The sequence below is a fragment of the Pseudomonas sp. Z1-14 genome, from assembly GCF_051132005.1.
Lineage (GTDB): Bacteria > Pseudomonadota > Gammaproteobacteria > Pseudomonadales > Pseudomonadaceae > Aquipseudomonas.
On record NZ_CP071646.1, the window covers coordinates 285032 to 304026 of the forward strand.

Consider the following 18995-nt stretch of genomic DNA (forward strand, 5'->3'; position numbering starts at 1 on the left):
TACCGTGAGATAGCCGTCCTCCATGTTTGGTTCCAACGACGACAAGAAGACCCCAGCTGCGGCTGGCGAGAAAAAAGGCCTGTTCGGATGGCTGCGCAAGAAGCCGCAGGAAACCGTCGTCGAGCAGCCGCAACTGCCGCCTGAGCCGGCCGCCGAGACTGTGGCCGAGACCGCGGTAGAAGAGACCGCGCCGATCGTCCTGCCGATTGCCGAACCGGTGCTGCAGCCGGTCGAGCCTGAGGTTGCCGCCGAGCCGGTTGCCGAGCAGCCACTGACCCCGCCCGCCGGGCAAACGCCCTGGCTGACCTTGCCCGTGGCCGAAGAACCGGTCGCGCTGGTCGAAGATGAGCAGGCTGCGCATGTCACCCCACCGATTCCGGCATCGACGCAACCGGTCGAGGCGCCCATTACCGAGACACCGGTTGTCGTTGCGCCTGCCACCCCCGAGCCCGCCCCTGAGCCAGAGGCTATAACAGCTGAGGTTCCGGCTCTGGTCGAGCCGCCGCGCAGCGCCGAAGAAAACAAAGTCGGCTTCTTCGCCCGCCTCAAGCAGGGCCTGTCCAAGACCAGCGCCAGCATTGGCGAAGGCATGGCCAGCCTGTTCCTCGGCAAGAAGGTCATCGATGACGAATTGCTGGAAGACATCGAGACCCGCCTGCTGACCGCCGATGTCGGCGTCGAGGCCACTTCCGTCATCATCCAGAGCCTGACCCAGAAGGTCGCCCGCAAGCAGCTCACCGATGCCGACGCGTTGTACAAATCCCTGCAAGGCGAACTGACCAGCCTGCTCAAGCCGGTAGAAAAACCGCTGGTGATTGCTTCGCAGAACAAGCCGTTCGTGATCCTGGTCGTCGGCGTCAACGGCGCCGGCAAGACCACCACCATCGGCAAACTGGCGAAGAAGCTTCAGCTCGAAGGCAAAAAAGTCATGCTCGCCGCTGGCGACACCTTCCGCGCCGCCGCGGTAGAACAGTTGCAGGTGTGGGGTGAGCGCAACAAGATCCCGGTCATTGCCCAGCACACGGGTGCGGACTCCGCCTCGGTGATTTTCGACGCCGTGCAGGCCGCCAAGGCCCGTGGCATCGACGTGTTGATCGCCGACACGGCCGGTCGCCTGCACACCAAAGACAACCTGATGGAAGAATTGAAGAAGGTCCGCCGGGTCATCGGCAAGCTCGACGCCGAGGCGCCTCACGAGGTGCTGCTGGTGCTGGATGCTGGCACCGGCCAGAACGCCATCAACCAGGCCAAACAGTTCAACCAGACCGTCGAACTGACCGGGCTGGCCCTGACCAAGCTGGACGGCACCGCCAAGGGCGGGGTGATCTTCGCCCTGGCCAAGCAATTCGGCTTGCCGATTCGTTACATCGGCGTGGGCGAAGGCATCGACGACTTGCGCACCTTTGAAGCCGAGCCTTTTGTCCAGGCACTGTTTGCCGAGCGGGAGCATTCATGATTCGTTTCGAACAGGTCGGTAAACGCTATCCGAACGGTCACGTCGGCCTGCATGAGCTGAGCTTTCGGGTCCGTCGGGGCGAGTTTCTGTTTGTCACCGGCCATTCCGGCGCCGGTAAAAGTACTTTGCTGCGCCTGCTGCTGGCGATGGAACGGCCCACCACCGGCAAGCTGCTGCTGGCCGGCCAGGACCTGAGCACCATCAGCAATGCCCAGATTCCCTACCTGCGACGGCAGATCGGTGTGGTGTTCCAGAACCACCAATTGCTGTTCGATCGCACAGTGTTCAACAACGTGGCGCTGCCGTTGCAGATCCTCGGGCTGTCCAAGGCCGAGATCAACAAGCGCGTGGACTCGGCACTGGAGCGTGTAGCGCTTTCGGACAAGACCGACCTGTATCCGGGCGACCTGTCCACCGGCCAGCAACAGCGCGTCGGTATCGCCCGCGCGATCGTCCACCGCCCGGCCTTGCTGCTGGCGGATGAACCCACCGGTAACCTCGACCCGCGACTGGCGGCGGAAATCATGGGCGTATTCGAAGATATCAACCGTTTGGGCACCAGCGTGCTGATCGCCAGTCACGACCTGGCGCTGATCGCACGTATGCGTCATCGCATGCTCACCTTGCAGCGTGGTCGACTGATCGGCGACGGGGAGGCGGGTGTATGAGCGCAACCCGTAGTCCGAAAGTGGCCGAGCGCGTGGCTCCCAAGGCCTCCGACCCGCAGCCGCAGAAAAAGAAACGCGACGATGACGACGGCCCGGATTTCGCCACGCTGCTGCACGCCTGGATCGAAAGCCATCGCGCCAGCCTGGTCGACAGCCTGCGGCGCCTGGGCAAGCAGCCCATCGGCAGCTTCTTTACCTGCATGGTGATGGCCGTGGCCCTGAGCCTGCCCATGGGCCTGTCATTACTGCTTAATAATGTCGAGCGCCTGGGCGGCTCCTGGCAGCGCGCGGCGCAGATTTCCCTTTATCTGCAACTGGACGCGACACCAGGCGAAGGCCAGGCGTTGCGTGAGCAGATCAAGGCCATGCCGGGCGTAGCCGACGCCGAATACGTCGGGCGCGAGCAGGCGCTCGAAGAGTTCCAGCAGCAGTCCGGCCTGGGCGAGGCCCTCAAGGAACTCCCGGAAAACCCGCTGCCGGGCGTGGTGCTGGTGACCCCGAACGAGGTCGACAAGCCCACCCTTGAAGCATTAAGACAAAGACTTTCGGAATTGCCCAAGGTACAACAGGCCCAACTTGATCTAGTCTGGGTCGAGCGTCTTGCGGCGATACTCAAGCTCGGCGACCGGTTTGTCTTTGGTCTGACGGTGCTTCTGGTTTCTGCATTACTTTTGGTGATAGGCAATACCATTCGTCTTCATATTGAAAACCGCCGCACAGAGATAGAAGTGATTAAACTCGTCGGCGGTACGGACAGTTATGTTCGCAGGCCCTTCCTCTACATGGGGGCGCTGTATGGCTTCGGTGCCGGGATCCTGTCCTGGGGGGTATTGGCGTTCGGCCTGGATTGGCTGAACGATGCGGTAGTGGGATTGGCCGGTTTGTACGGCAGTGATTTTTCACTGGCCGGTGTGCCAGTCGCCGACGGCGTGTCGCTCTTGCTTGGCGCGGTGCTGTTGGGTTATATCGGTGCATGGATTGCGGTAGCACGCCACCTGCGTGAGCTTGCTCCAAAATAGTATTTTTTGCGCGTATTGACCTTTCAGTTTTTGTGGGAACTTGTCCTACGGTTCCCGGTCAATTTTCGCAGTGCTGAACTGCACGAGTTATGTGAGTCGGAGGTTTTTTCGTATGACCACTTCTTTGCAACCTGCTTATGCTCTAGTCCCGGGTGCGAACCTTGAGGCCTATGTGCACACGGTGAACAGCATTCCATTGCTGACGCCCGAGCAGGAGCGTGAACTGGCCGAGAGTCTCTATTATGAGCAGGATCTTGAGGCGGCTCGGCAGATGGTGCTCGCCCACCTGCGTTTTGTCGTACATATCGCCCGCAGCTATTCCGGCTACGGGCTGGCCCAGGCCGACCTGATCCAGGAAGGCAACGTCGGCCTGATGAAGGCGGTCAAGCGGTTCAACCCTGAAATGGGCGTGCGGCTGGTGTCGTTCGCCGTGCACTGGATCAAGGCGGAAATCCACGAGTTCATCCTGCGCAACTGGCGCATCGTGAAAGTCGCGACCACCAAGGCCCAGCGCAAGCTGTTCTTCAACCTGCGCAGCCAGAAGAAACGTCTGGCCTGGCTGAACAACGAAGAAGTCAATCGCGTGGCTGAAAGCCTGGGCGTTGAGCCCCGGGAAGTGCGCGAGATGGAAAGCCGCCTGACCGGCCATGACATGGCCTTCGACCCGGCCGCCGAGGCCGACGACGACAGCGCTTTCCAATCGCCGGCCAACTACCTGGAAGACCACCGGTACGACCCGGCGCGTCAACTGGAAGACGCTGATTGGAGCGACAACTCCAACACCAACCTGCACGAAGCGCTGGAAGTGCTGGACGCGCGCAGCCGTGACATTCTTTATCAGCGCTGGCTGGCTGAAGAGAAAGCCACGCTGCACGACCTGGCGCAGAAGTACAACGTGTCGGCCGAGCGAATTCGCCAGCTTGAGAAAAGTGCGATGAACAAGCTCAAGGTGTCGATCGCGGCTTGACTCGCGTTACCGGCATGTAAAACGCCCCGACCAGTGATGATCGGGGCGTTTTTGTTTGTGTGATGCTGGACTCGATGCGCCCTATTGTGGGAGCGAGCCTGCTCGCGAATGCGGTGTGTCAGCCTACATTTTTGTTCTGATACCCAGCATTCGCGAGCAGGCTCGCTCCCACAGTGGATCTTCAGCGTTCTTGACTACCGAGCCCACGGCGCGCGGCGCGCGCGGTCAAGCTCCAGCAGATAACCATCACCGCCCAACTGGCTCATCTGCTGCCGGATCCAGCTGGCGCGTCGCAGTATGTAGGGGCTCGGCCGGCTGGCGCTCCAGACCCGCGGGTTGGGCAGTACCGCCGCCAGCAGGCTGGCCTGTTGCCGGGACAAGGCCCCGGCGCCTACACGAAAATGATGCCGCGCGGCCGCTTCAGCCCCGAACACGCCGTCGTCCCACTCGACACTGTTGAGGTACACCTCGAGAATCCGTTGCTTGGGCCAGAACACTTCGATCAGCGCGGTGAACCACGCCTCCAGCCCTTTGCGCAGCCAGCTGCGGCCCGACCACAGGAACAGGTTCTTGGAGACTTGCTGGCTGAGGGTACTGGCGCCGCGAATCGAGCCGCCGCGCCCGTTATGGGCAAACGCCGCCTGGATCGCGCCGATGTCAAAGCCCCAGTGCTCGGGAAACTTCTGATCCTCGCCGGCAATCACCGCAATCTTGAGGTTATTGGAGATCTGGTCCCAGGGCTGCCAGTCGCGCTGCAGGTCGATCGGCTCGCCACCGAACCAGGATTCCACCTTGCGCTCGATCATCAGCGCGGTGAACGGTGGCGGTACCACGCGAAACAGCAGCACCAGCGCAACGCTGCCGACGGCGAACCAGAGCAGGGCTTTAACGAATCGTCGAAACAATATACGCAGCATAGAGATGGCTTGGCCGAACCCGTCGAGCGGGCCATTATACAGACCCTGTCCCCCGAGTCTGACTGGAGTTCCCATGTTGCGTAGCTTTCTGATGCTGGCGGCTTTTTTCGGTTTCACCGGCGTAGCGCTGGGAGCATTCGCCGCCCATGGTCTGAAAAGCCGCCTGAGCGCCGATTACCTGGCGATTTTCCACACTGGCGTCACCTACCAACTGGTGCACACCCTGGCGCTGTTCGGCGTCGCATTGCTGGCCACGCACATTCCCGGGCGTATCGTCACCTGGGCCGGTATTTCCTTTGTCATCGGTATCCTGTTGTTCTCTGGCAGCCTGTATCTGTTGACGCTCACGGGCATCAGCAAGCTGGGCATCATCACGCCGTTCGGTGGTGTGGCGTTTCTGCTGGGTTGGCTTTTCCTCGGTCTTGCCGCCTGGCGTCTGGCCTGACGGTCACGTCGCGCGCCTCCAGCCATTGAGCAGGACCTGGATGAACGATGGCGCGAGGAGGCGGTTACCGTATCCGCTAAGGTGATCGCCGTCGCGGAAAAGTGGTTGACCGTCGTCGTAAGCCGAGCAAGTGGAGCCTGGGCACAGCAGCGGCAGCGGATCCCAGACGCGAAGCAGCGGATACTCAAGGGTTAAATGCTTCAGCAAAGCCATTTGTGGCGCTCGCAGCTGCTCGATCTGATTCCGCTCGACGGTGAAACCAGGCGCGCAGATCGGATTCATCCGGTTGAACCAGTCCGAGCAGCGGTAGGCTGGCGCCTTGAACAGCGGCATGGGGGCATCGATCAGTACCCGCACCTCGGCATTCATAAGCCGCTTCAGCGTTGCTTCTGCGCTGCGGCGGGCTCCGTCGACCTGCTCGGGGGACAGTTCGGCGAGGGCCTCGCTTAGCACGCTTTCATCGCCACGTACCCAGTCGCGCCCTGCGAGTTCCGGCATCCGCAGGGAGGCGAGGAAAACGATATCGCCGGGTTTTGCCCGCGCTTCGATGTCACGCAGGGCTTCATTCCTGGCTCGGGTGCAGGCGCCTTGTGGGTCGGGTGCCATGAGGCTGACCACCGCGCAGCCGCCGCGCTCGTATTCCACAACGCTGATACCCAGCTGTCGCGAGACGAGGCTCAGCAGGGTGCGGTATGCCGCCGCGTGCGAATCGCCAAACACGAACAGCTGGCGGCCTTGCAGCGATGGGTCGCTGATCGGCTCGCTGGCCGGTCCTTGCGGTAATTTCCTGGAAAACCAGGTGTAGGTGTCGCTGGTCTGGCTCAGCGACAGTACCTCAGGATTTTCACTCATCCAGCGAGCACCTGACCAGGACAGGCCGAGCGCCGCCAGGCATGAGGCAATGGTGATCCAGGCGCGGCGTTGAAAAAGCGACCGGCCGGTGCGCAGCGGTGTCTCGACCCAGTGATAGGAGGCGGCAGCGAGTGCCGCGACGATCACGGGATAGGCCAGCTGTATGGCGAGTTGCTCCAGGCCAATGGTCCAGCGCAGGAACACCAGCACCGGCCAATGCCAAAGGTAAAGCGAGTAGGACAACCGACCGACATAGGTGGCGGGTGTCGATTGCAAAAGACGCAGCAGCAGCGAGGGGGTATTGGTTTTCTGGACTACGGCCGCCAGGGTCAGCAGGGTGCCAGCGACGGTCAGGACGGCCCAGGGAAACGGAAAGTGTTTCGCGTCGGCGAAAATCAACCCGCCTGACACCAGGGCGAGCCCAGCGAACAGCACGGCAGGCGTCGCCGCAGAGGTCAGTTGCAAGCGTCCTGTGGCCACCAGTTGAAAGAGGACCGCCCCGGATGCCAGCTCCCAGAATCGGCTGGGTAACAGGTAAAACGCTTCGAGAGGGCTTTGCTCTGTCTGCACCACGCTGAATGCCAGCGAGGCCAGCGCGAGCAAGGGCAGCAAGGCCCAGGCGAGACTGTACCGTTGGCGAAAACGCAGCCAGACGAAGTAGACCAGGGGAAAAACCAGGTAGAACTGCTCTTCGACGGCCAGCGTCCAGGTGTGGGTATAGGGATTGAGCTGGGCGGCCGGCGAGAAGTAGGTGTCGGTGTTCCACGCCAGCGTGAAGTTGCTCAGGCCGAAGTAGGCCGCCAGTCCGGTTTGATCATTCTGCGCACTGAGCCAGGCCTGGGGTACGAACATCGCCGAGACCAGGGCGCACGCCACCAGAACCACCAGCAGGGCCGGGACGATGCGCAGGAAGCGTCGCCGGTAGAAGTCCGCCAGGTAAGCCGAAAAGCTCATGTCGGAGCGGGTGTATAACGATTGGCTGATGACGTAGCCCGAGATGACGAAGAACATGTCGACCCCGGTGAAACCTCCGGGCAGTTTCAGGAAATCGGCATGGAAAATGATCACGCTCAGGACAGCGACGGCGCGCAGGCCATCGATAGCGGGGATGTTTGGCATTGTATGGACGCTGGGCACAGGTCCTCCTTGTGCTTGATAGATGCGTCCATGCGGGACCGGAAATATAGACCGGACCAGCGCTGCCTGGGCGGCGCATTTGTTGCGGAATCAGTCCGAGGCTTCAAACGCCCACGGCTCTTCGCACGGACGCCGCCTGGCGGCCGGGCTGACCGGCTGGTCCATTTCATGACGAATGGCTTGGGTCGTCCAGACTGATCGGGCTAGAATGCCAGCCCCTAAAAATGATGGCGGCATCCGGCATGCGCATTCAGTTGAACGGCGAACCCCTTGAACTGCCCGACGGCGAAACCGTCGCGGCCCTGCTGACCCGTCTGGAACTCACCGGACGCCGCGTCGCGGTGGAGCTCAACCTGGATATCGTTCCGCGCAGCCAGCACGCCGACACCACGTTGAACGACGGCGACAGTGTCGAAGTGGTCCACGCCATCGGTGGTGGTTAGTCGCCCCGGCTTCGCAGTATTTCGCAAGAACCTCACCCCAACAGAGGATTTCCCATGAGCATCGTTCGTAGCGACAAGCCCTTCGTCCTGGCCGGTCGTACTTACCAGTCGCGTCTGCTGGTAGGCACCGGCAAGTACCGCGACATGGAAGAGACCCGCCAGGCCATTGAAGCTTCGGGTGCCGAAATTGTGACCGTCGCCGTGCGTCGGACCAACATTGGCCAGAATCCGGGCGAACCGAACCTGCTGGATATCCTGCCGCCGGATCGCTACACCATCCTGCCGAACACCGCCGGTTGCTTCGACGCCATCGAGGCTGTGCGCACCTGCCGCCTGGCCCGTGAGCTGCTCGACGGTCACAACCTGGTGAAGCTGGAAGTGCTGGCGGACCAGAAGACCCTGTTCCCCAACGTGATCGAAACCCTCAAGGCCGCAGAAACCCTGGTCAAGGAAGGTTTCGACGTGATGGTCTACACCAGCGATGACCCTATCATCGCTCGTCAGCTGGCGGAAATCGGCTGCATCGCGGTCATGCCGCTGGCCGGGCTGATCGGCACGGGCCTGGGGATCTGCAACCCGTACAATCTGCAGATCATCCTTGAAGAAGCGAAGATCCCGGTGCTGGTGGATGCCGGTGTCGGCACCGCCTCCGATGCCACCATCGCCATGGAACTGGGTTGTGAAGCGGTGCTGATGAACTCCGCCATCGCCCACGCCCAGCAGCCGGTGCTGATGGCCGAAGCCATGAAACACGCCATCGTTGCCGGTCGCCTGGCCTACCTGGCCGGGCGCATGCCGAAAAAACTTTATGCCAGCGCATCCTCGCCGCTGGATGGTCTGATCAAGTAAGAGCCATTGATGACTGAATCGAACGACACGCCGGTCCTGCCGGAAGAAGGCGAAGAGCGCCAGCACCGCCGCATCAAGAGTTTCGTGATGCGCGCCGGGCGCATGACTGAAGGCCAGCAACGCGGCCTGGAGCAGGGTGCGCCGTTGTATGTCCTGCCGCTGGCCGACGCGCCGGTGGACTTCGACCAGGTATTCGGCCGCTCGGCGCCACGCTCGCTGGAAATCGGCTTCGGCATGGGCCATTCGCTGCTGGAAATGGCCGCGGCCGCGCCGGACCAGGATTTCATCGGCGTGGAAGTGCACCGTCCGGGTGTCGGTGCGTTGCTCAACGGCGTACTGACCCAAGGTCTGACCAACCTGCGGGTCTACGATTGCGACGCCATCGAAGTGCTCAACCGCTGCGTGGCCGACAACAGTCTCGACCGGCTGATGCTGTTTTTCCCGGACCCGTGGCACAAGAGTCGCCACCACAAGCGCCGGATCGTCCAGGCATCGTTCGCTGAACTGGTGCGCAGCAAGTTGAAGGTCGGCGGTGTGCTGCACATGGCCACCGACTGGGAGCCGTACGCCGAATACATGCTGGAAGTGATGAGCGTCGCGCCGGGCTACCGCAACCTGGCCGAAGATGGTCGCTACGTCCCGCGTCCGGCGGAACGGCCGATTACCAAGTTCGAACGCCGTGGCGAACGGCTCGGGCATGGGGTCTGGGATTTGAAGTTCGAGAAGGTGGCGTAAACACTAGAAGACCCATGGTGAAATGGGACCCCCTGTGGGAGCGAGCTTGCTCGCGATGGCGGCCTGGCAGTCAACCATAATGTTGAATGTTATGGCCTCATCGCGAGCAGGCTCGCTCCCACATTTATTTTGCAGTGTTGGCGGGGTTCAGCGCCGATCCGCCACGACGCCGATCAGCACCAAAACCACCAGCAACACCGGCGCGAGGCTGTAGTTGTTGAACTGGCTCAAGCCCCGGACGATCCACGGCGTGGCGTAGATCAGCGCGGCGCCGCTGCCGATCATGCACAGCAGGGCGATCAGCGGGACGCGCAAGGCGCCGGCGATGCTGCCCAGGCGTTGTTCGACCCAGCCCTTGATGTCAGCGCCAAACAACACCAGCAGGCAGCCTACCAGTGCCAGGGAGATTTCCGACAGGTTGCTGCGGCTCCAGCGGGACACGGTGGCGAGCAGGTCGAGTACCAGATCCATTCGATTTCCTTGTTTTGATCAGCTCAGAAATTTTTGCAGCAGGTCGTTGAGAAACAGCTGTCCGCGCTCGGTCGCCGCCAGACGTGACGGTTCGACCTGTAACAACCCGCTTTGTTCGGCTTCGCGCCGGCCTTCGGCCAGGCTTTCCAGGGTCAGCCCGGTGCGCTGCGGATACAGCCGCGACGGCACGCCTTCAGTGAGGCGCAGCGCGTTCATCAGGAACTCGAAAGGCAGCTCTTCGTTGGCGAGGCTCTTTTCCCCGGCCAGGAAGCGCTTGGCCGGGTTGAGATAATCCTTCGGCAAACGGGTCTTCCAGGTGCGTACGATGCGCCCGTCCGGATGGCTGAGCTTGCCGTGGGCACCGGCACCGATACCGATGAAGTCGCCGAAGCTCCAATAGTTGAGATTATGTCGCGCCGCCCGTCCGGGCTGGGCATAGGCCGAGACTTCGTACTGGGCGTAGCCATGCTCGGCGAGCAGCGCTTGCCCGGCTTCCTGGATGTCCCACAGCGTATCGTCTTCCGGCAAGGTCGGCGGCTGGTTCCAGAACACCGTGTTCGGCTCCAGCGTCAGTTGGTACCAGGACAGGTGGGTTGGCTTCAAGGCGATGGCCTGGCGCAGGTCGCTCAAAGCGTCGTCGAGAGACTGGTCGGGTAGGCCATGCATCAGGTCCAGGTTGAAGTTGTCGAAGCCGGCCTGGCGAGCCATACCGGCGGCGCGCACCGCCTCGTCACCGTTATGGATCCGCCCCAGGGCCTCAAGCTTGGCCTGTTGGAAGCTCTGGATACCGATGGACAGGCGATTGATGCCCAACGCCCGGTAGGCGACGAATTTTTCCTGCTCGAACGTGCCGGGGTTGGCTTCCAGGGTGATTTCAATGTCGTGGGCGAACGCTATCCGCGCCTCGACACCCTTGAGCAATCGGCCCAGGGCCCGGGCGCTGAACAAGCTCGGGGTACCGCCACCAAAAAAGATCGAGCTCAACGGCCGGCCATGAACCGCGTGCAGATCCTGGTCGAGGTCGGCCAGCAGAGCGTCGACATACTCCTCTTCCGGCAACTGCGGGCTTGCGGTGTGGGAGTTGAAATCGCAATACGGGCATTTGCGCACGCACCACGGGATGTGGATATACAGCGCCAGGGGCGGCAGCTCCGGTAGCGGGGCCCGGGGCGTTTGTACACCGCCATGAATCAGCGGTGCGGGAGCGTCGTCGATCATTGCAGGCCCAGGCGTTGACGCAGCAGGGCCATGGCGCGGGCGCGGTGGCTCAGTTGATTTTTCTCCACCGGCCCCAGCTCGGCGCTGGAACAGTTGCGTTCGGGTACCCAGAACAATGGGTCATAGCCAAAGCCGTGCTCGCCGCTGGCCTCGGTAAGGATGCGCCCGTGCCACAAGCCTTCGCAGAGGATCGGCAACGGGTCGTCGGCGTGGCGCACCAGGGCCAGCACACAGACGAACTGTGCGCCGCGTTCGGCCTCGGGCACATCCTTGAGGGCTTCAAGCAGCTTGGCGTTGTTTGCCGCATCACCTTTGCCATCGGCGTAACGGGCCGAGTAGATGCCCGGCGCGCCGCCGAGGAAATCAACCGCCAGACCGGAGTCATCGGCCAGCGCCGGCAGCCCGGAAATGCGCGCGGCATTGCGGGCCTTGAGGATGGCATTCTCGACGAACGACAGGCCGGTTTCTTCCGGCTCGACCTGGCTGAATTCCCCGATCGAGCGCAGTTGCACCGATCCGCCGAGCATGGCCTGGAGTTCCTTGAGTTTGCCGGCGTTGTGGCTGGCCAGCACGAGTTGGGTGAGGTTCATCATTGGCCCGGGAACAGTTCCTGGTTGAAGTTGATGGTGTTGATCTTGTCGCCGGTCTGAACCTTGATCTCGAAAGTCCGGGTTTCCTGCTGGTCCACCGGATACTGGGCGATGTAATAGATCGCGCCTGGTTCGGTAACCTGGCGGAAGGTGAGGGTGACTGTCTTGCTGGTCAGGTCCTTCACCGTGCCGCTGACCTGGGCGATCAGTGGCTTGCCACCCTTGAGCACCGAGACATTGATCACGCCCTGGTTCTTGCTGCGGATCAGCTCGGCGGCCTTGGCGATGTCGGGTGTCAGGAAGGTGGAATTGAACGTGTTGTAGTGCACGGTCACGTCACCGAACACTTCCTTGCGCTCGGCCTTGATGACGTCGGCAGCCATGGCGCCCACGCTCAGGCAGGTGGTGATTAAGAACAACGCTAGACGCTTCATGTCGTGCTCCTGAAAAAGGCCGGTGCTTATACCGCGACCTTGTGGTCGGCGAGGCCCGGGCTGCTGACCCGATAGATGCCTATTTCACCTAACAGATTAGGCCATAGCTTGCTGGCCCACCCGTGGCGGTGCTGCTGGTCCACCGCCAGGCGATCGATGACCTTGGCCTTGCGTTCGCGGCACAGTTCTTCGAAGTCTTCGAAGGTGCAGAAATGGATGTTCGGCGTGTTGTACCAGGTGTACGGCAGGAATTCGGAGACCGGCATCCGCCCCTTGCTCGCCAGGTACCAGCGGCAGCGCCAATGGCCGAAATTGGGGAAGGTGATGATGCACTGGCGGCCGACACGGAGCATTTCGTCGAGGATCTTGTCCGGATAATGCACGGCTTGCAGGGCCTGGGTCATGACCACGATGTCGAAGCTGTTGCTGGCGAAGTTGCCCAGGCCCTTGTCCAGGTCCTGCTCGATGACATTGATGCCCTTGGCCACGCACTCGGCGATGTTGTCCGGGTCGTTTTCCAGCCCGTAGCCGGTGACTTGCTTGTTGTCGCGCAGCCAGGTCAGCAGTTCGCCGTTGCCGCAGCCCAGGTCGAGCACGCGGCTGCCGGCGGGGATCCATTCCTGGATGATGTCCAGATCGGCTCTCATGGCGTCCTCACAGCGTAATACGGTTCATGTAGTTGCCGAACGCCTGCAGGTAGCGCGGGATCGGAATCAGAAAGGCGTCGTGGCCCTGGGGCGCGTCGATTTCCAGGTAGCAGACGTCCTTGCGCGCGGCCATCAGCGCGTCCACCAGTTCCCGGGAGCGGGCCGGGGAGAAACGCCAGTCGGTGGTGAACGACATCACGCAGAACCTGGCGGTGGCGTTGGCGAAGGTTTTCGCCAGGTTATCGTCGAAGTTCGCCGCCGGATCGAAGTAATCCAGCGCTTTGGTCATCAGCAGGTAGGTGTTGGCGTCGAAGCGCCCGGAGAACTCCTCGCCCTGGTAGCGCAGGTAGCTTTCCACCTGGAACTCGACGCTGTGGAAGTCGTAGTTGAGCTTCTCGCTCTTGAGCCCGCGGCCGAATTTCTCGCCCATGGAATCATCGGACAGGTAGGTGATGTGTCCGACCATCCGCGCCAGCATCAGCCCGCGCTTGGGAATCACGCCGTGCTCCTGGAACGAACCGCCATGGAATTCGGGGTCGGTGAGGATCGCCTGGCGCGCCACTTCGTTGAATGCGATGTTCTGCGCCGACAGCTTGGGCGCCGAGGCGATCGCCAGGCAGTGGCGCACGCGGTCCGGGTAAGTGATGGTCCATTGCAGCGCCTGCATGCCGCCGAGGCTGCCGCCGATCACCGCCGCCCATTGCGCGATACCGAGGCGGTCGGCCAGGCGCGCCTGGCTGTGGACCCAGTCTTCCACGGTCAGCACCGGGAAATCGGCGCCGAACGGCTTGCCGGTGTCCGGGTTGATACTGCTGGGACCGGTGGAGCCGTTGCAGCCGCCAAGGTTATTGAGGCTGACCACGAAGAACCGGTTGGTGTCGATGGGCTTGCCCGGTCCGATGCAGCTGTCCCACCAGCCGGGCTTGCGGTCGTCGACGCTGTGGTAGCCGGCGGCGTGGTGATGCCCCGACAGGGCGTGGCAGATCAGCACGGCATTGCTCGCCGTGGCATTGAGGGTGCCATAGGTTTCGTAGATCAGGTCATAGGCTGGCAACGAACGACCGCAGGCCAGGGCCAGGGGCTCGCTGAAATGCGCCATTTGCGGCGTCACCAGACCAACGGAATCGGGGGGAAAGGCAGCTGGCATCGACCCTGCTCTCGTTGAAATGAGGCGTAAGTCTAAAGACCGCTGGGGTTAGCGGCAAGCAAAGGGCGGGGTAGATTACCGCCGATTAATCCCGTGGCGAGGGAGCAAGCTCCCGCTGGGCCGGGCTGGCGCTCCAGCGCGAAGCGGCCCTGAAACCGCTGCCCGGGACTGTCTGGCAGACGGTGGCGCCTGGTTTGGGGCTGCTTCACGCAGCCCAGCGGGAGCAAGCTCCCTCGCCACGGTTGCGGTGCAAGTCAGATTAACACCCGCAAGATCTCCGGCATCATGGTCATTGCCGCCAGGTTGTTGATTACCAGCATGTCGATCAGCTTGATCACCATGAATGCCAGTATCGGCGAGATATCCAGGCCGCCGAGGTTCGGCACGATGCGGCGGAACGGCGCCAGGGCCGGCTCGCAGATCTGGTTCACCAGCTCGGCGCCCGGGTTGTGGCTGCCCGGCGCGACCCAGGACAGGATCACACTGATGATCATGGCAAAGAAGAAGATGTTCAAAAACAGCGCGGCGACGCCAATGAGCGACCAGATCAGCAGTTGCAGCGGGTTGCCGGTGGTGCCGTAGGTCAGCAGCAGAGTCAGGGCCATCAGCGCCAGTTGCACGAGGATCGCCAGCACCAGCGATGACATGTCCAGGCCGAACAGGCTCGGGATGATCCGGCGCAGGGGCTTGAGCAGCGGTTGGGTCGCCTTGACGATGAACTGGCACAGCGGGTTGTAAAAGTTGGCGCGCACCAGTTGCAGCACGAAGCGCATCAGTACGATCAGCAGGTACAGGCTGCCGAGGGTTTGCAGGACGTAGACCGCTGCAGTGTTCAATCCAATCATGAATGGCTCCTTATTGGCCCAGTTGTTCGGCCATTTCGGCCGAGCGGTGCGCGGCGGCGCCGAGTGCTTTTTCCACCAGGGCTTCGAAGCCCCCGGCCTGGAATGATTTGATGGCCGCTTCGGTGGTGCCGGCCGGCGAGGTCACGCGGCGACGCAATTCCGCTGCATCGACATCGCTGGACACCGCCATGTGAGCGGCGCCGAGAGCAGTCTGCAAGGTCAGTTGGGCAGCGATCTCGCGGCTCAGACCGAGTTTTTCTCCGGCGGCGGTCATGGCTTCGATCAGCAGGAAAAAATACGCCGGGCCCGAGCCGGAGACAGCGGTGACCGCGTCCAGTTGCTGCTCGGTGTCCAGCCACAGCGCCAGGCCGACGGCGGACAGCAGCTGTTCAGCCTGCTGGCGTTGTTCGGCGCTCACCTGTGCGGTGGCGAACAGGCCGCTGACGCCCTGGCGCAGCAGTGCCGGGGTGTTGGGCATGCAGCGCACGATCGGCTGGGCGCCGAGCCAGTTATTCATGCTGGCGCAGGTAATGCCGGCGGCGATCGACACCACCAATTGATGAGGCTTGAGGTGCGGCCGAAGTGCCTCGCACACGGACTTCATTGCTTGCGGCTTGACGGCCAGCACGATGACGTCCACACCCTCGATGGCCTGGGCATTGTCGGCGAAGGTTTCGACGCCGTGCTCGGCGCTCACCCGCTTGCGGGTCTCTTCACCCGGATCGCTGGCGCGGATCATGGATGCGTCCAGGCCCTTGGCCCGCAGGCCGCCGATCAGGCTGGCGGCCATGTTGCCGGCGCCGATGAAGGCAATACGCGTGTTACTCATGACAGGTCCTTATAAAGAGATAAGTGAGTCAGCTGGGCGCTTGGCCGTAGTCACGCGCCCCAAACAGCGCTGTGCCGATGCGCACCCAGGTGGCGCCTTGGGCAATGGCGGATTCAAGGTCATGGCTCATGCCCATGGACAACGTGTCCAGCGGCAGGTCCAGGCTGGCTTGCAGCTGTTGAACCTTGGCGAAAGCTGCATCCTGTTCGGCGCGATCGTCGGTTGGTTCGGGAATCGCCATCAACCCACGCAACTTGAGATGAGGCAGCGTGCTGATGGCATTGGCGAGGGCGGGCAGGTCCGCTGGCGTGCAGCCGGACTTGCTGGCTTCACCGCTGACGTTGACCTGGATGCAGATGTTCAGCGGCGGCAGGTCGGCCGGGCGCTGCTCGGACAGGCGTTGGGCAATTTTCAGGCGATCCACGGAGTGCACCCAGTCGAAATGTTCGGCAATAGCGCGCGTCTTGTTCGATTGAATGGGGCCGATGAAGTGCCAGATCAAGGGCAGGTCGGTCAGTTCGGCCTGCTTGCCCAGCGCTTCCTGCAGGTAGTTCTCGCCGAAATCCCGCAGGCCTGCGGCATGGGCTTCGCGCAGGGCCTGGGCCGGCTTGGTCTTGCTCACCGCCAGCAGCTGGACGCTGTGTCCTGGGCGCTGGGCGGCCTGCTCCGCGGCATGGATGCGCGATCTAACCTGAGCAATGTTGTCTGCTATGGTGGTCATAAAGAGAGGCCAGCGGTCTGAGGTTCGCGGCATTCTACTGGAATTGAGGAGCGCTATGGATATCACTGAATTGCTGGCGTTCAGCGCCAAACAGGGGGCGTCGGACCTGCACCTGTCCGCCGGGCTGCCGCCGATGATCCGCGTGGACGGCGATGTACGGCGGATCAACCTGCCGGCGCTGGACCACAAGCAGGTTCATGAACTGATCTACGACATCATGAACGACCGCCAACGAGTGGATTACGAGAAGTTTCTGGAAACCGATTTTTCCTTCGATGTACCCGGCGTGGCGCGATTTCGGGTCAATGCCTTCAACCAGAATCGGGGCGCGGGAGCAGTGTTCCGGACTATTCCCTCAAAAGTCCTGACCATGGAAGACCTGGGGATGGGCGAGGTGTTTCGCAAGATCACCGAGGTTCCTCGCGGGCTGGTGTTGGTAACCGGGCCGACCGGCTCGGGCAAGTCCACCACCCTGGCGGCCATGATCGACTATCTGAACAGCCACAAGCACCATCACATCCTCACCATCGAAGACCCCATCGAATTCGTGCATGAACCGCGCAAGTGTCTGATCAACCAGCGTGAGGTGCATCGCGATACCCAGGGTTTCTCCACGGCGCTGCGTTCGGCCCTGCGGGAGGACCCGGACGTGATCCTGGTGGGGGAGATGCGCGACCTGGAGACCATCCGGCTGGCGCTGACCGCCGCCGAAACCGGGCACTTGGTGTTTGGCACCCTGCACACCACGTCGGCGGCCAAGACCATTGACCGGGTAGTGGACGTGTTTCCCGGCGACGAGAAGTCGATGGTCCGCTCGATGCTGTCGGAGTCGCTTCAGGCGGTAATTTCCCAGACGCTGGTCAAGAAGATTGGCGGCGGCCGCATCGCGGCGCACGAAATCATGCTGGGCACTTCGGCGATCCGCAACCTGATCCGCGAAGACAAGATCGCGCAGATGTATTCATCCATCCAGACCGGCGGCTCGCTGGGGATGCAGACGCTGGACATGTGCCTGAAGGATCTGGTGAGCAAGGGCCTGATCAGCCGCGAGCACGCGCGAGAGCGGGCGCGTACGCCGGATAATTTCTAAACAGGGATGTGCCGCTTCTGTGGCGAGGGAGCTTGCTCCCGCTGGGCCGCGAAGCGGACCCAAAATGATTGGACCCCACACAAATCATCGGTCTGTTTGGGGCGGCTGCGCCACCCAGCGGGAGCAAGCTCCCTCGCCACAAAGGTCGGTGATCAGCGCTGAACGACCCGCATCGCCCCCGGCTCTTTCGGCAGCACGCGCTTGGCAACCACGTAATGGGTGTTCCAGTACGGCTTGTTCAGGGTGTCGATGGTCACCGACTTGCCCCGGCGCGGGGCGTGGATGAAGCGGTCGTTGCCCAGGTAGATGGCCACGTGGTTGACCCGACGGCTCTTGAGCTTGAAGAAAATCAGGTCGCCGGGCTTGAGGTCCTTGCGCTCGACTTTCTCGCCATGGCCGGCAGCCATCGCATTGGAGGTACGCGGCAGGTCGAACGTGGCGTCATTGAACGCGTATTTCACCAGGCCACTGCAATCGAAACCTTTACTTGGGCTACTGCCGCCCCAACGGTAAGGTGTGCCCAGTACATTCACGGCGCGGCTCAGCACATTGCTGGTCGTCTTGGTCGCCATGGGCGGCACCAGCCGGCTGTGAGCGTTACTCACACGCTGGACGCTTTGCCTGTTTTTGCTCGATGGGGCAGAAACGTGGGATTTGGGCGTATAGCCGTTGATGTTCGGAAGACGTTGCTCACGATTGGTGGCGTGGGCGGCCAGTGGCAATAATAGGCAAATGGTCAGCCATGTCTTGAAAAATGGACGCATTAGGCAGGGCTCATAAAGGTTAGCGCGCAACTTTATAACAGCTTTTTTCGCCTTTCCGAGGCCGTTTGTCGATCCGGAACCCAGCGTGAACGCCGCATAATTGCGACAATTTGACCCGATTGTCCGACAGGGTCCCCGTAATCCGGGCGTTTCCCCGACGCGAGTCGCTCATGACCGCTTGTCGGCGAGACATGTAAAAGTCACAAAAGATCCGAACAAATTTTTCTATCGAGGCAAAAGAGACCATTCATGAACAGCTATCAACAGGGCGCAATCCGCGATACCCACAGCAAAGTCATCGGGTATCTGCTGTGGATTCTCGGTTTTACCGGCGCTCACCGTTTCTATTACGGCAAGCCGGTCACCGGCACGATCTGGTTCTTCACCTTCGGGCTGCTGGGCATCGGTTGGTTGATCGACCTGTTCCTGATCCCGGCCATGGACCGCGAAGCCGACCTGCGCTTTACCCCAGGGCCGATCGAGTACAGCGTGGCGTGGATTCTGCTGACGTTTCTCGGGGTGCTGGGCGTGCATCGCATGTATCAAGGCAAGTGGCTCAGCGGGATCATCTACCTGCTGACTGGCGGGGTGTTTTTTCTAGGGGTGCTGTATGACTTCTGGACGCTGAACGATCAGGTCTCGATTCGTAATGCGCAGAAGCGTGGGGCTTTCCAGTAAGACAGTCAGATCGAGGTGCCTGCATTCGCGAGCAGGCTCGCTCCCACATTGGATCGAGGTGTCCACAGGTCAT

At 61.9% G+C, this 18995-nt stretch carries 22 protein-coding genes; 10 read left to right on the plus strand and 12 right to left on the minus strand.

Annotation, left to right across the window (positions count from 1 at the left end):
- Nucleotides 1-22 precede the first annotated feature (22 nt).
- The 4 genes from ftsY to rpoH all read left to right on the plus strand — a co-directional run bounded on the left by ftsY (nucleotide 23) and on the right by rpoH (nucleotide 4110).
- Nucleotides 23-1456 carry a signal recognition particle-docking protein FtsY gene (gene ftsY / locus J3P89_RS01390; RefSeq protein WP_434654949.1) on the plus strand — a complete coding sequence of 478 codons (1434 nt, stop codon included), beginning with the start codon at nucleotides 23-25 and terminating at the stop codon, nucleotides 1454-1456.
- Nucleotides 1453-2124 carry a cell division ATP-binding protein FtsE gene (gene ftsE / locus J3P89_RS01395; protein ID WP_024778908.1) on the plus strand — a complete coding sequence of 224 codons (672 nt, stop codon included), beginning with the start codon at nucleotides 1453-1455 and terminating at the stop codon, nucleotides 2122-2124. Before ftsY ends, ftsE begins: the two co-directional genes overlap by 4 nt.
- Nucleotides 2121-3143, plus strand: coding sequence for a permease-like cell division protein FtsX (gene ftsX / locus J3P89_RS01400; RefSeq protein WP_305498152.1), 1023 nt, complete (start codon nucleotides 2121-2123; stop codon nucleotides 3141-3143). Before ftsE ends, ftsX begins: the two co-directional genes overlap by 4 nt.
- A 112-nt stretch (nucleotides 3144-3255) precedes the next feature.
- A complete protein-coding gene (rpoH, locus tag J3P89_RS01405; protein WP_305498153.1) occupies nucleotides 3256-4110 on the plus strand; it encodes an RNA polymerase sigma factor RpoH in 855 nt (284 codons plus the stop codon).
- A gap of 194 nt (nucleotides 4111-4304) precedes the next feature.
- On the opposite strand, the gene mtgA is transcribed toward rpoH, so the two are convergent.
- On the minus strand, nucleotides 4305-5027 hold the full coding sequence (gene mtgA, locus J3P89_RS01410) for a monofunctional biosynthetic peptidoglycan transglycosylase (RefSeq protein WP_434696520.1): 723 nt from the start codon (nucleotides 5025-5027) through the stop codon (nucleotides 4305-4307).
- A gap of 73 nt (nucleotides 5028-5100) precedes the next feature.
- Here mtgA and J3P89_RS01415 point away from each other — a divergent pair, with 73 nt between their 5' ends.
- On the plus strand, nucleotides 5101-5472 hold the full coding sequence (locus J3P89_RS01415) for a DUF423 domain-containing protein (RefSeq protein WP_434654952.1): 372 nt from the start codon (nucleotides 5101-5103) through the stop codon (nucleotides 5470-5472).
- 3 nt (nucleotides 5473-5475) lie between these two features.
- Here J3P89_RS01415 and J3P89_RS01420 read toward each other — a convergent pair whose 3' ends face one another.
- On the minus strand, nucleotides 5476-7461 hold the full coding sequence (locus J3P89_RS01420) for an acyltransferase family protein (RefSeq protein ID WP_434696521.1): 1986 nt from the start codon (nucleotides 7459-7461) through the stop codon (nucleotides 5476-5478).
- Nucleotides 7462-7703: 242 nt separating this feature from the next.
- On the opposite strand from J3P89_RS01420, the gene thiS reads away from it, so the two are divergent.
- From thiS to trmB, 3 genes are read left to right on the plus strand one after another with little or no spacing between them, the layout of a single operon-like run.
- Nucleotides 7704-7904 carry a sulfur carrier protein ThiS gene (thiS, locus tag J3P89_RS01425; protein WP_434696522.1) on the plus strand — a complete coding sequence of 67 codons (201 nt, stop codon included), beginning with the start codon at nucleotides 7704-7706 and terminating at the stop codon, nucleotides 7902-7904.
- A gap of 54 nt (nucleotides 7905-7958) precedes the next feature.
- Nucleotides 7959-8753 (plus strand): thiazole synthase, encoded by a 795-nt coding sequence (locus J3P89_RS01430; protein ID WP_305498159.1) that lies wholly within the window; start codon nucleotides 7959-7961, stop codon nucleotides 8751-8753.
- A 9-nt stretch (nucleotides 8754-8762) separates the two neighbouring features.
- Nucleotides 8763-9488 carry a tRNA (guanosine(46)-N7)-methyltransferase TrmB gene (gene trmB / locus J3P89_RS01435; RefSeq protein WP_434696524.1) on the plus strand — a complete coding sequence of 242 codons (726 nt, stop codon included), beginning with the start codon at nucleotides 8763-8765 and terminating at the stop codon, nucleotides 9486-9488.
- 147 nt (nucleotides 9489-9635) lie between these two features.
- Here trmB and J3P89_RS01440 read toward each other — a convergent pair whose 3' ends face one another.
- From J3P89_RS01440 to J3P89_RS01480, 9 genes are all read right to left on the minus strand, one after another.
- Entirely contained in the window at nucleotides 9636-9959 is a 324-nt protein-coding gene (locus tag J3P89_RS01440; RefSeq protein WP_014340681.1) for a DUF3392 domain-containing protein, read from the minus strand.
- Nucleotides 9960-9977: 18 nt separating this feature from the next.
- Nucleotides 9978-11177: a radical SAM family heme chaperone HemW gene (gene hemW / locus J3P89_RS01445; protein WP_434696526.1), complete on the minus strand. Its 1200-nt coding sequence runs from the start codon at nucleotides 11175-11177 to the stop codon at nucleotides 9978-9980.
- Complete coding sequence (rdgB, locus tag J3P89_RS01450; protein WP_186612071.1) at nucleotides 11174-11770, minus strand: RdgB/HAM1 family non-canonical purine NTP pyrophosphatase; 597 nt, start codon at nucleotides 11768-11770, stop codon at nucleotides 11174-11176. Before rdgB ends, hemW begins: the two co-directional genes overlap by 4 nt.
- Nucleotides 11767-12201, minus strand: a complete 435-nt coding sequence (locus J3P89_RS01455) for a DUF4426 domain-containing protein (protein WP_305498164.1) — start codon at nucleotides 12199-12201, stop codon at nucleotides 11767-11769. Before J3P89_RS01455 ends, rdgB begins: the two co-directional genes overlap by 4 nt.
- Nucleotides 12202-12227: 26 nt before the next feature.
- Entirely contained in the window at nucleotides 12228-12848 is a 621-nt protein-coding gene (gene metW, locus J3P89_RS01460; RefSeq protein ID WP_305498166.1) for a methionine biosynthesis protein MetW, read from the minus strand.
- Between the two features lie 7 nt (nucleotides 12849-12855).
- Nucleotides 12856-13995: a homoserine O-succinyltransferase MetX gene (gene metX, locus J3P89_RS01465; protein ID WP_434696527.1), complete on the minus strand. Its 1140-nt coding sequence runs from the start codon at nucleotides 13993-13995 to the stop codon at nucleotides 12856-12858.
- Nucleotides 13996-14249: 254 nt separating this feature from the next.
- A complete protein-coding gene (locus J3P89_RS01470; RefSeq protein WP_434696528.1) occupies nucleotides 14250-14840 on the minus strand; it encodes a YggT family protein in 591 nt (196 codons plus the stop codon).
- Nucleotides 14841-14850: 10 nt separating this feature from the next.
- Nucleotides 14851-15669, minus strand: coding sequence for a pyrroline-5-carboxylate reductase (gene proC / locus J3P89_RS01475; RefSeq protein ID WP_434571183.1), 819 nt, complete (start codon nucleotides 15667-15669; stop codon nucleotides 14851-14853).
- 28 nt (nucleotides 15670-15697) lie between these two features.
- Nucleotides 15698-16390 carry a YggS family pyridoxal phosphate-dependent enzyme gene (locus tag J3P89_RS01480; RefSeq protein WP_434696529.1) on the minus strand — a complete coding sequence of 231 codons (693 nt, stop codon included), beginning with the start codon at nucleotides 16388-16390 and terminating at the stop codon, nucleotides 15698-15700.
- 55 nt (nucleotides 16391-16445) lie between these two features.
- Between J3P89_RS01480 and J3P89_RS01485 the strand changes: the two genes are divergently transcribed.
- Nucleotides 16446-17480 (plus strand): type IV pilus twitching motility protein PilT, encoded by a 1035-nt coding sequence (locus J3P89_RS01485; RefSeq protein ID WP_434571187.1) that lies wholly within the window; start codon nucleotides 16446-16448, stop codon nucleotides 17478-17480.
- Nucleotides 17481-17632: 152 nt separating this feature from the next.
- Here the strand turns inward: J3P89_RS01485 and J3P89_RS01490 are convergent, their stop codons facing one another.
- Entirely contained in the window at nucleotides 17633-18244 is a 612-nt protein-coding gene (locus J3P89_RS01490; RefSeq protein ID WP_305498175.1) for a C40 family peptidase, read from the minus strand.
- 249 nt (nucleotides 18245-18493) lie between these two features.
- Between J3P89_RS01490 and J3P89_RS01495 the strand changes: the two genes are divergently transcribed.
- The gene (locus J3P89_RS01495) at nucleotides 18494-18922 is read left to right on the plus strand and encodes an NINE protein (RefSeq protein WP_434571190.1); all 429 of its coding nucleotides are present in this window, start codon (nucleotides 18494-18496) and stop codon (nucleotides 18920-18922) included.
- Nucleotides 18923-18995: the final 73 nt, after the last annotated feature.

Bases quoted from the DNA above. Each gene is read 5' to 3' on its own strand.
- ftsY (WP_434654949.1), top strand. From the start codon at position 23: ATGTTTGGTTCCAACGACGACAAGAAGACCCCAGCTGCGGCTGGCGAG.
- ftsE (WP_024778908.1), top strand. From the start codon at position 1,453: ATGATTCGTTTCGAACAGGTCGGTAAACGCTATCCGAACGGTCACGTC.
- ftsX (WP_305498152.1), top strand. From the start codon at position 2,121: ATGAGCGCAACCCGTAGTCCGAAAGTGGCCGAGCGCGTGGCTCCCAAG.
- rpoH (WP_305498153.1), top strand. From the start codon at position 3,256: ATGACCACTTCTTTGCAACCTGCTTATGCTCTAGTCCCGGGTGCGAAC.
- mtgA (WP_434696520.1), bottom strand. From the start codon at position 5,027: ATGCTGCGTATATTGTTTCGACGATTCGTTAAAGCCCTGCTCTGGTTC.
- J3P89_RS01415 (WP_434654952.1), top strand. From the start codon at position 5,101: ATGTTGCGTAGCTTTCTGATGCTGGCGGCTTTTTTCGGTTTCACCGGC.
- thiS (WP_434696522.1), top strand. From the start codon at position 7,704: ATGCGCATTCAGTTGAACGGCGAACCCCTTGAACTGCCCGACGGCGAA.
- J3P89_RS01430 (WP_305498159.1), top strand. From the start codon at position 7,959: ATGAGCATCGTTCGTAGCGACAAGCCCTTCGTCCTGGCCGGTCGTACT.
- trmB (WP_434696524.1), top strand. From the start codon at position 8,763: ATGACTGAATCGAACGACACGCCGGTCCTGCCGGAAGAAGGCGAAGAG.
- J3P89_RS01440 (WP_014340681.1), bottom strand. From the start codon at position 9,959: ATGGATCTGGTACTCGACCTGCTCGCCACCGTGTCCCGCTGGAGCCGC.
- hemW (WP_434696526.1), bottom strand. From the start codon at position 11,177: ATGATCGACGACGCTCCCGCACCGCTGATTCATGGCGGTGTACAAACG.
- rdgB (WP_186612071.1), bottom strand. From the start codon at position 11,770: ATGATGAACCTCACCCAACTCGTGCTGGCCAGCCACAACGCCGGCAAA.
- J3P89_RS01455 (WP_305498164.1), bottom strand. From the start codon at position 12,201: ATGAAGCGTCTAGCGTTGTTCTTAATCACCACCTGCCTGAGCGTGGGC.
- metW (WP_305498166.1), bottom strand. From the start codon at position 12,848: ATGAGAGCCGATCTGGACATCATCCAGGAATGGATCCCCGCCGGCAGC.
- metX (WP_434696527.1), bottom strand. From the start codon at position 13,995: ATGCCAGCTGCCTTTCCCCCCGATTCCGTTGGTCTGGTGACGCCGCAA.
- J3P89_RS01470 (WP_434696528.1), bottom strand. From the start codon at position 14,840: ATGATTGGATTGAACACTGCAGCGGTCTACGTCCTGCAAACCCTCGGC.
- proC (WP_434571183.1), bottom strand. From the start codon at position 15,669: ATGAGTAACACGCGTATTGCCTTCATCGGCGCCGGCAACATGGCCGCC.
- J3P89_RS01480 (WP_434696529.1), bottom strand. From the start codon at position 16,390: ATGACCACCATAGCAGACAACATTGCTCAGGTTAGATCGCGCATCCAT.
- J3P89_RS01485 (WP_434571187.1), top strand. From the start codon at position 16,446: ATGGATATCACTGAATTGCTGGCGTTCAGCGCCAAACAGGGGGCGTCG.
- J3P89_RS01490 (WP_305498175.1), bottom strand. From the start codon at position 18,244: ATGCGTCCATTTTTCAAGACATGGCTGACCATTTGCCTATTATTGCCA.
- J3P89_RS01495 (WP_434571190.1), top strand. From the start codon at position 18,494: ATGAACAGCTATCAACAGGGCGCAATCCGCGATACCCACAGCAAAGTC.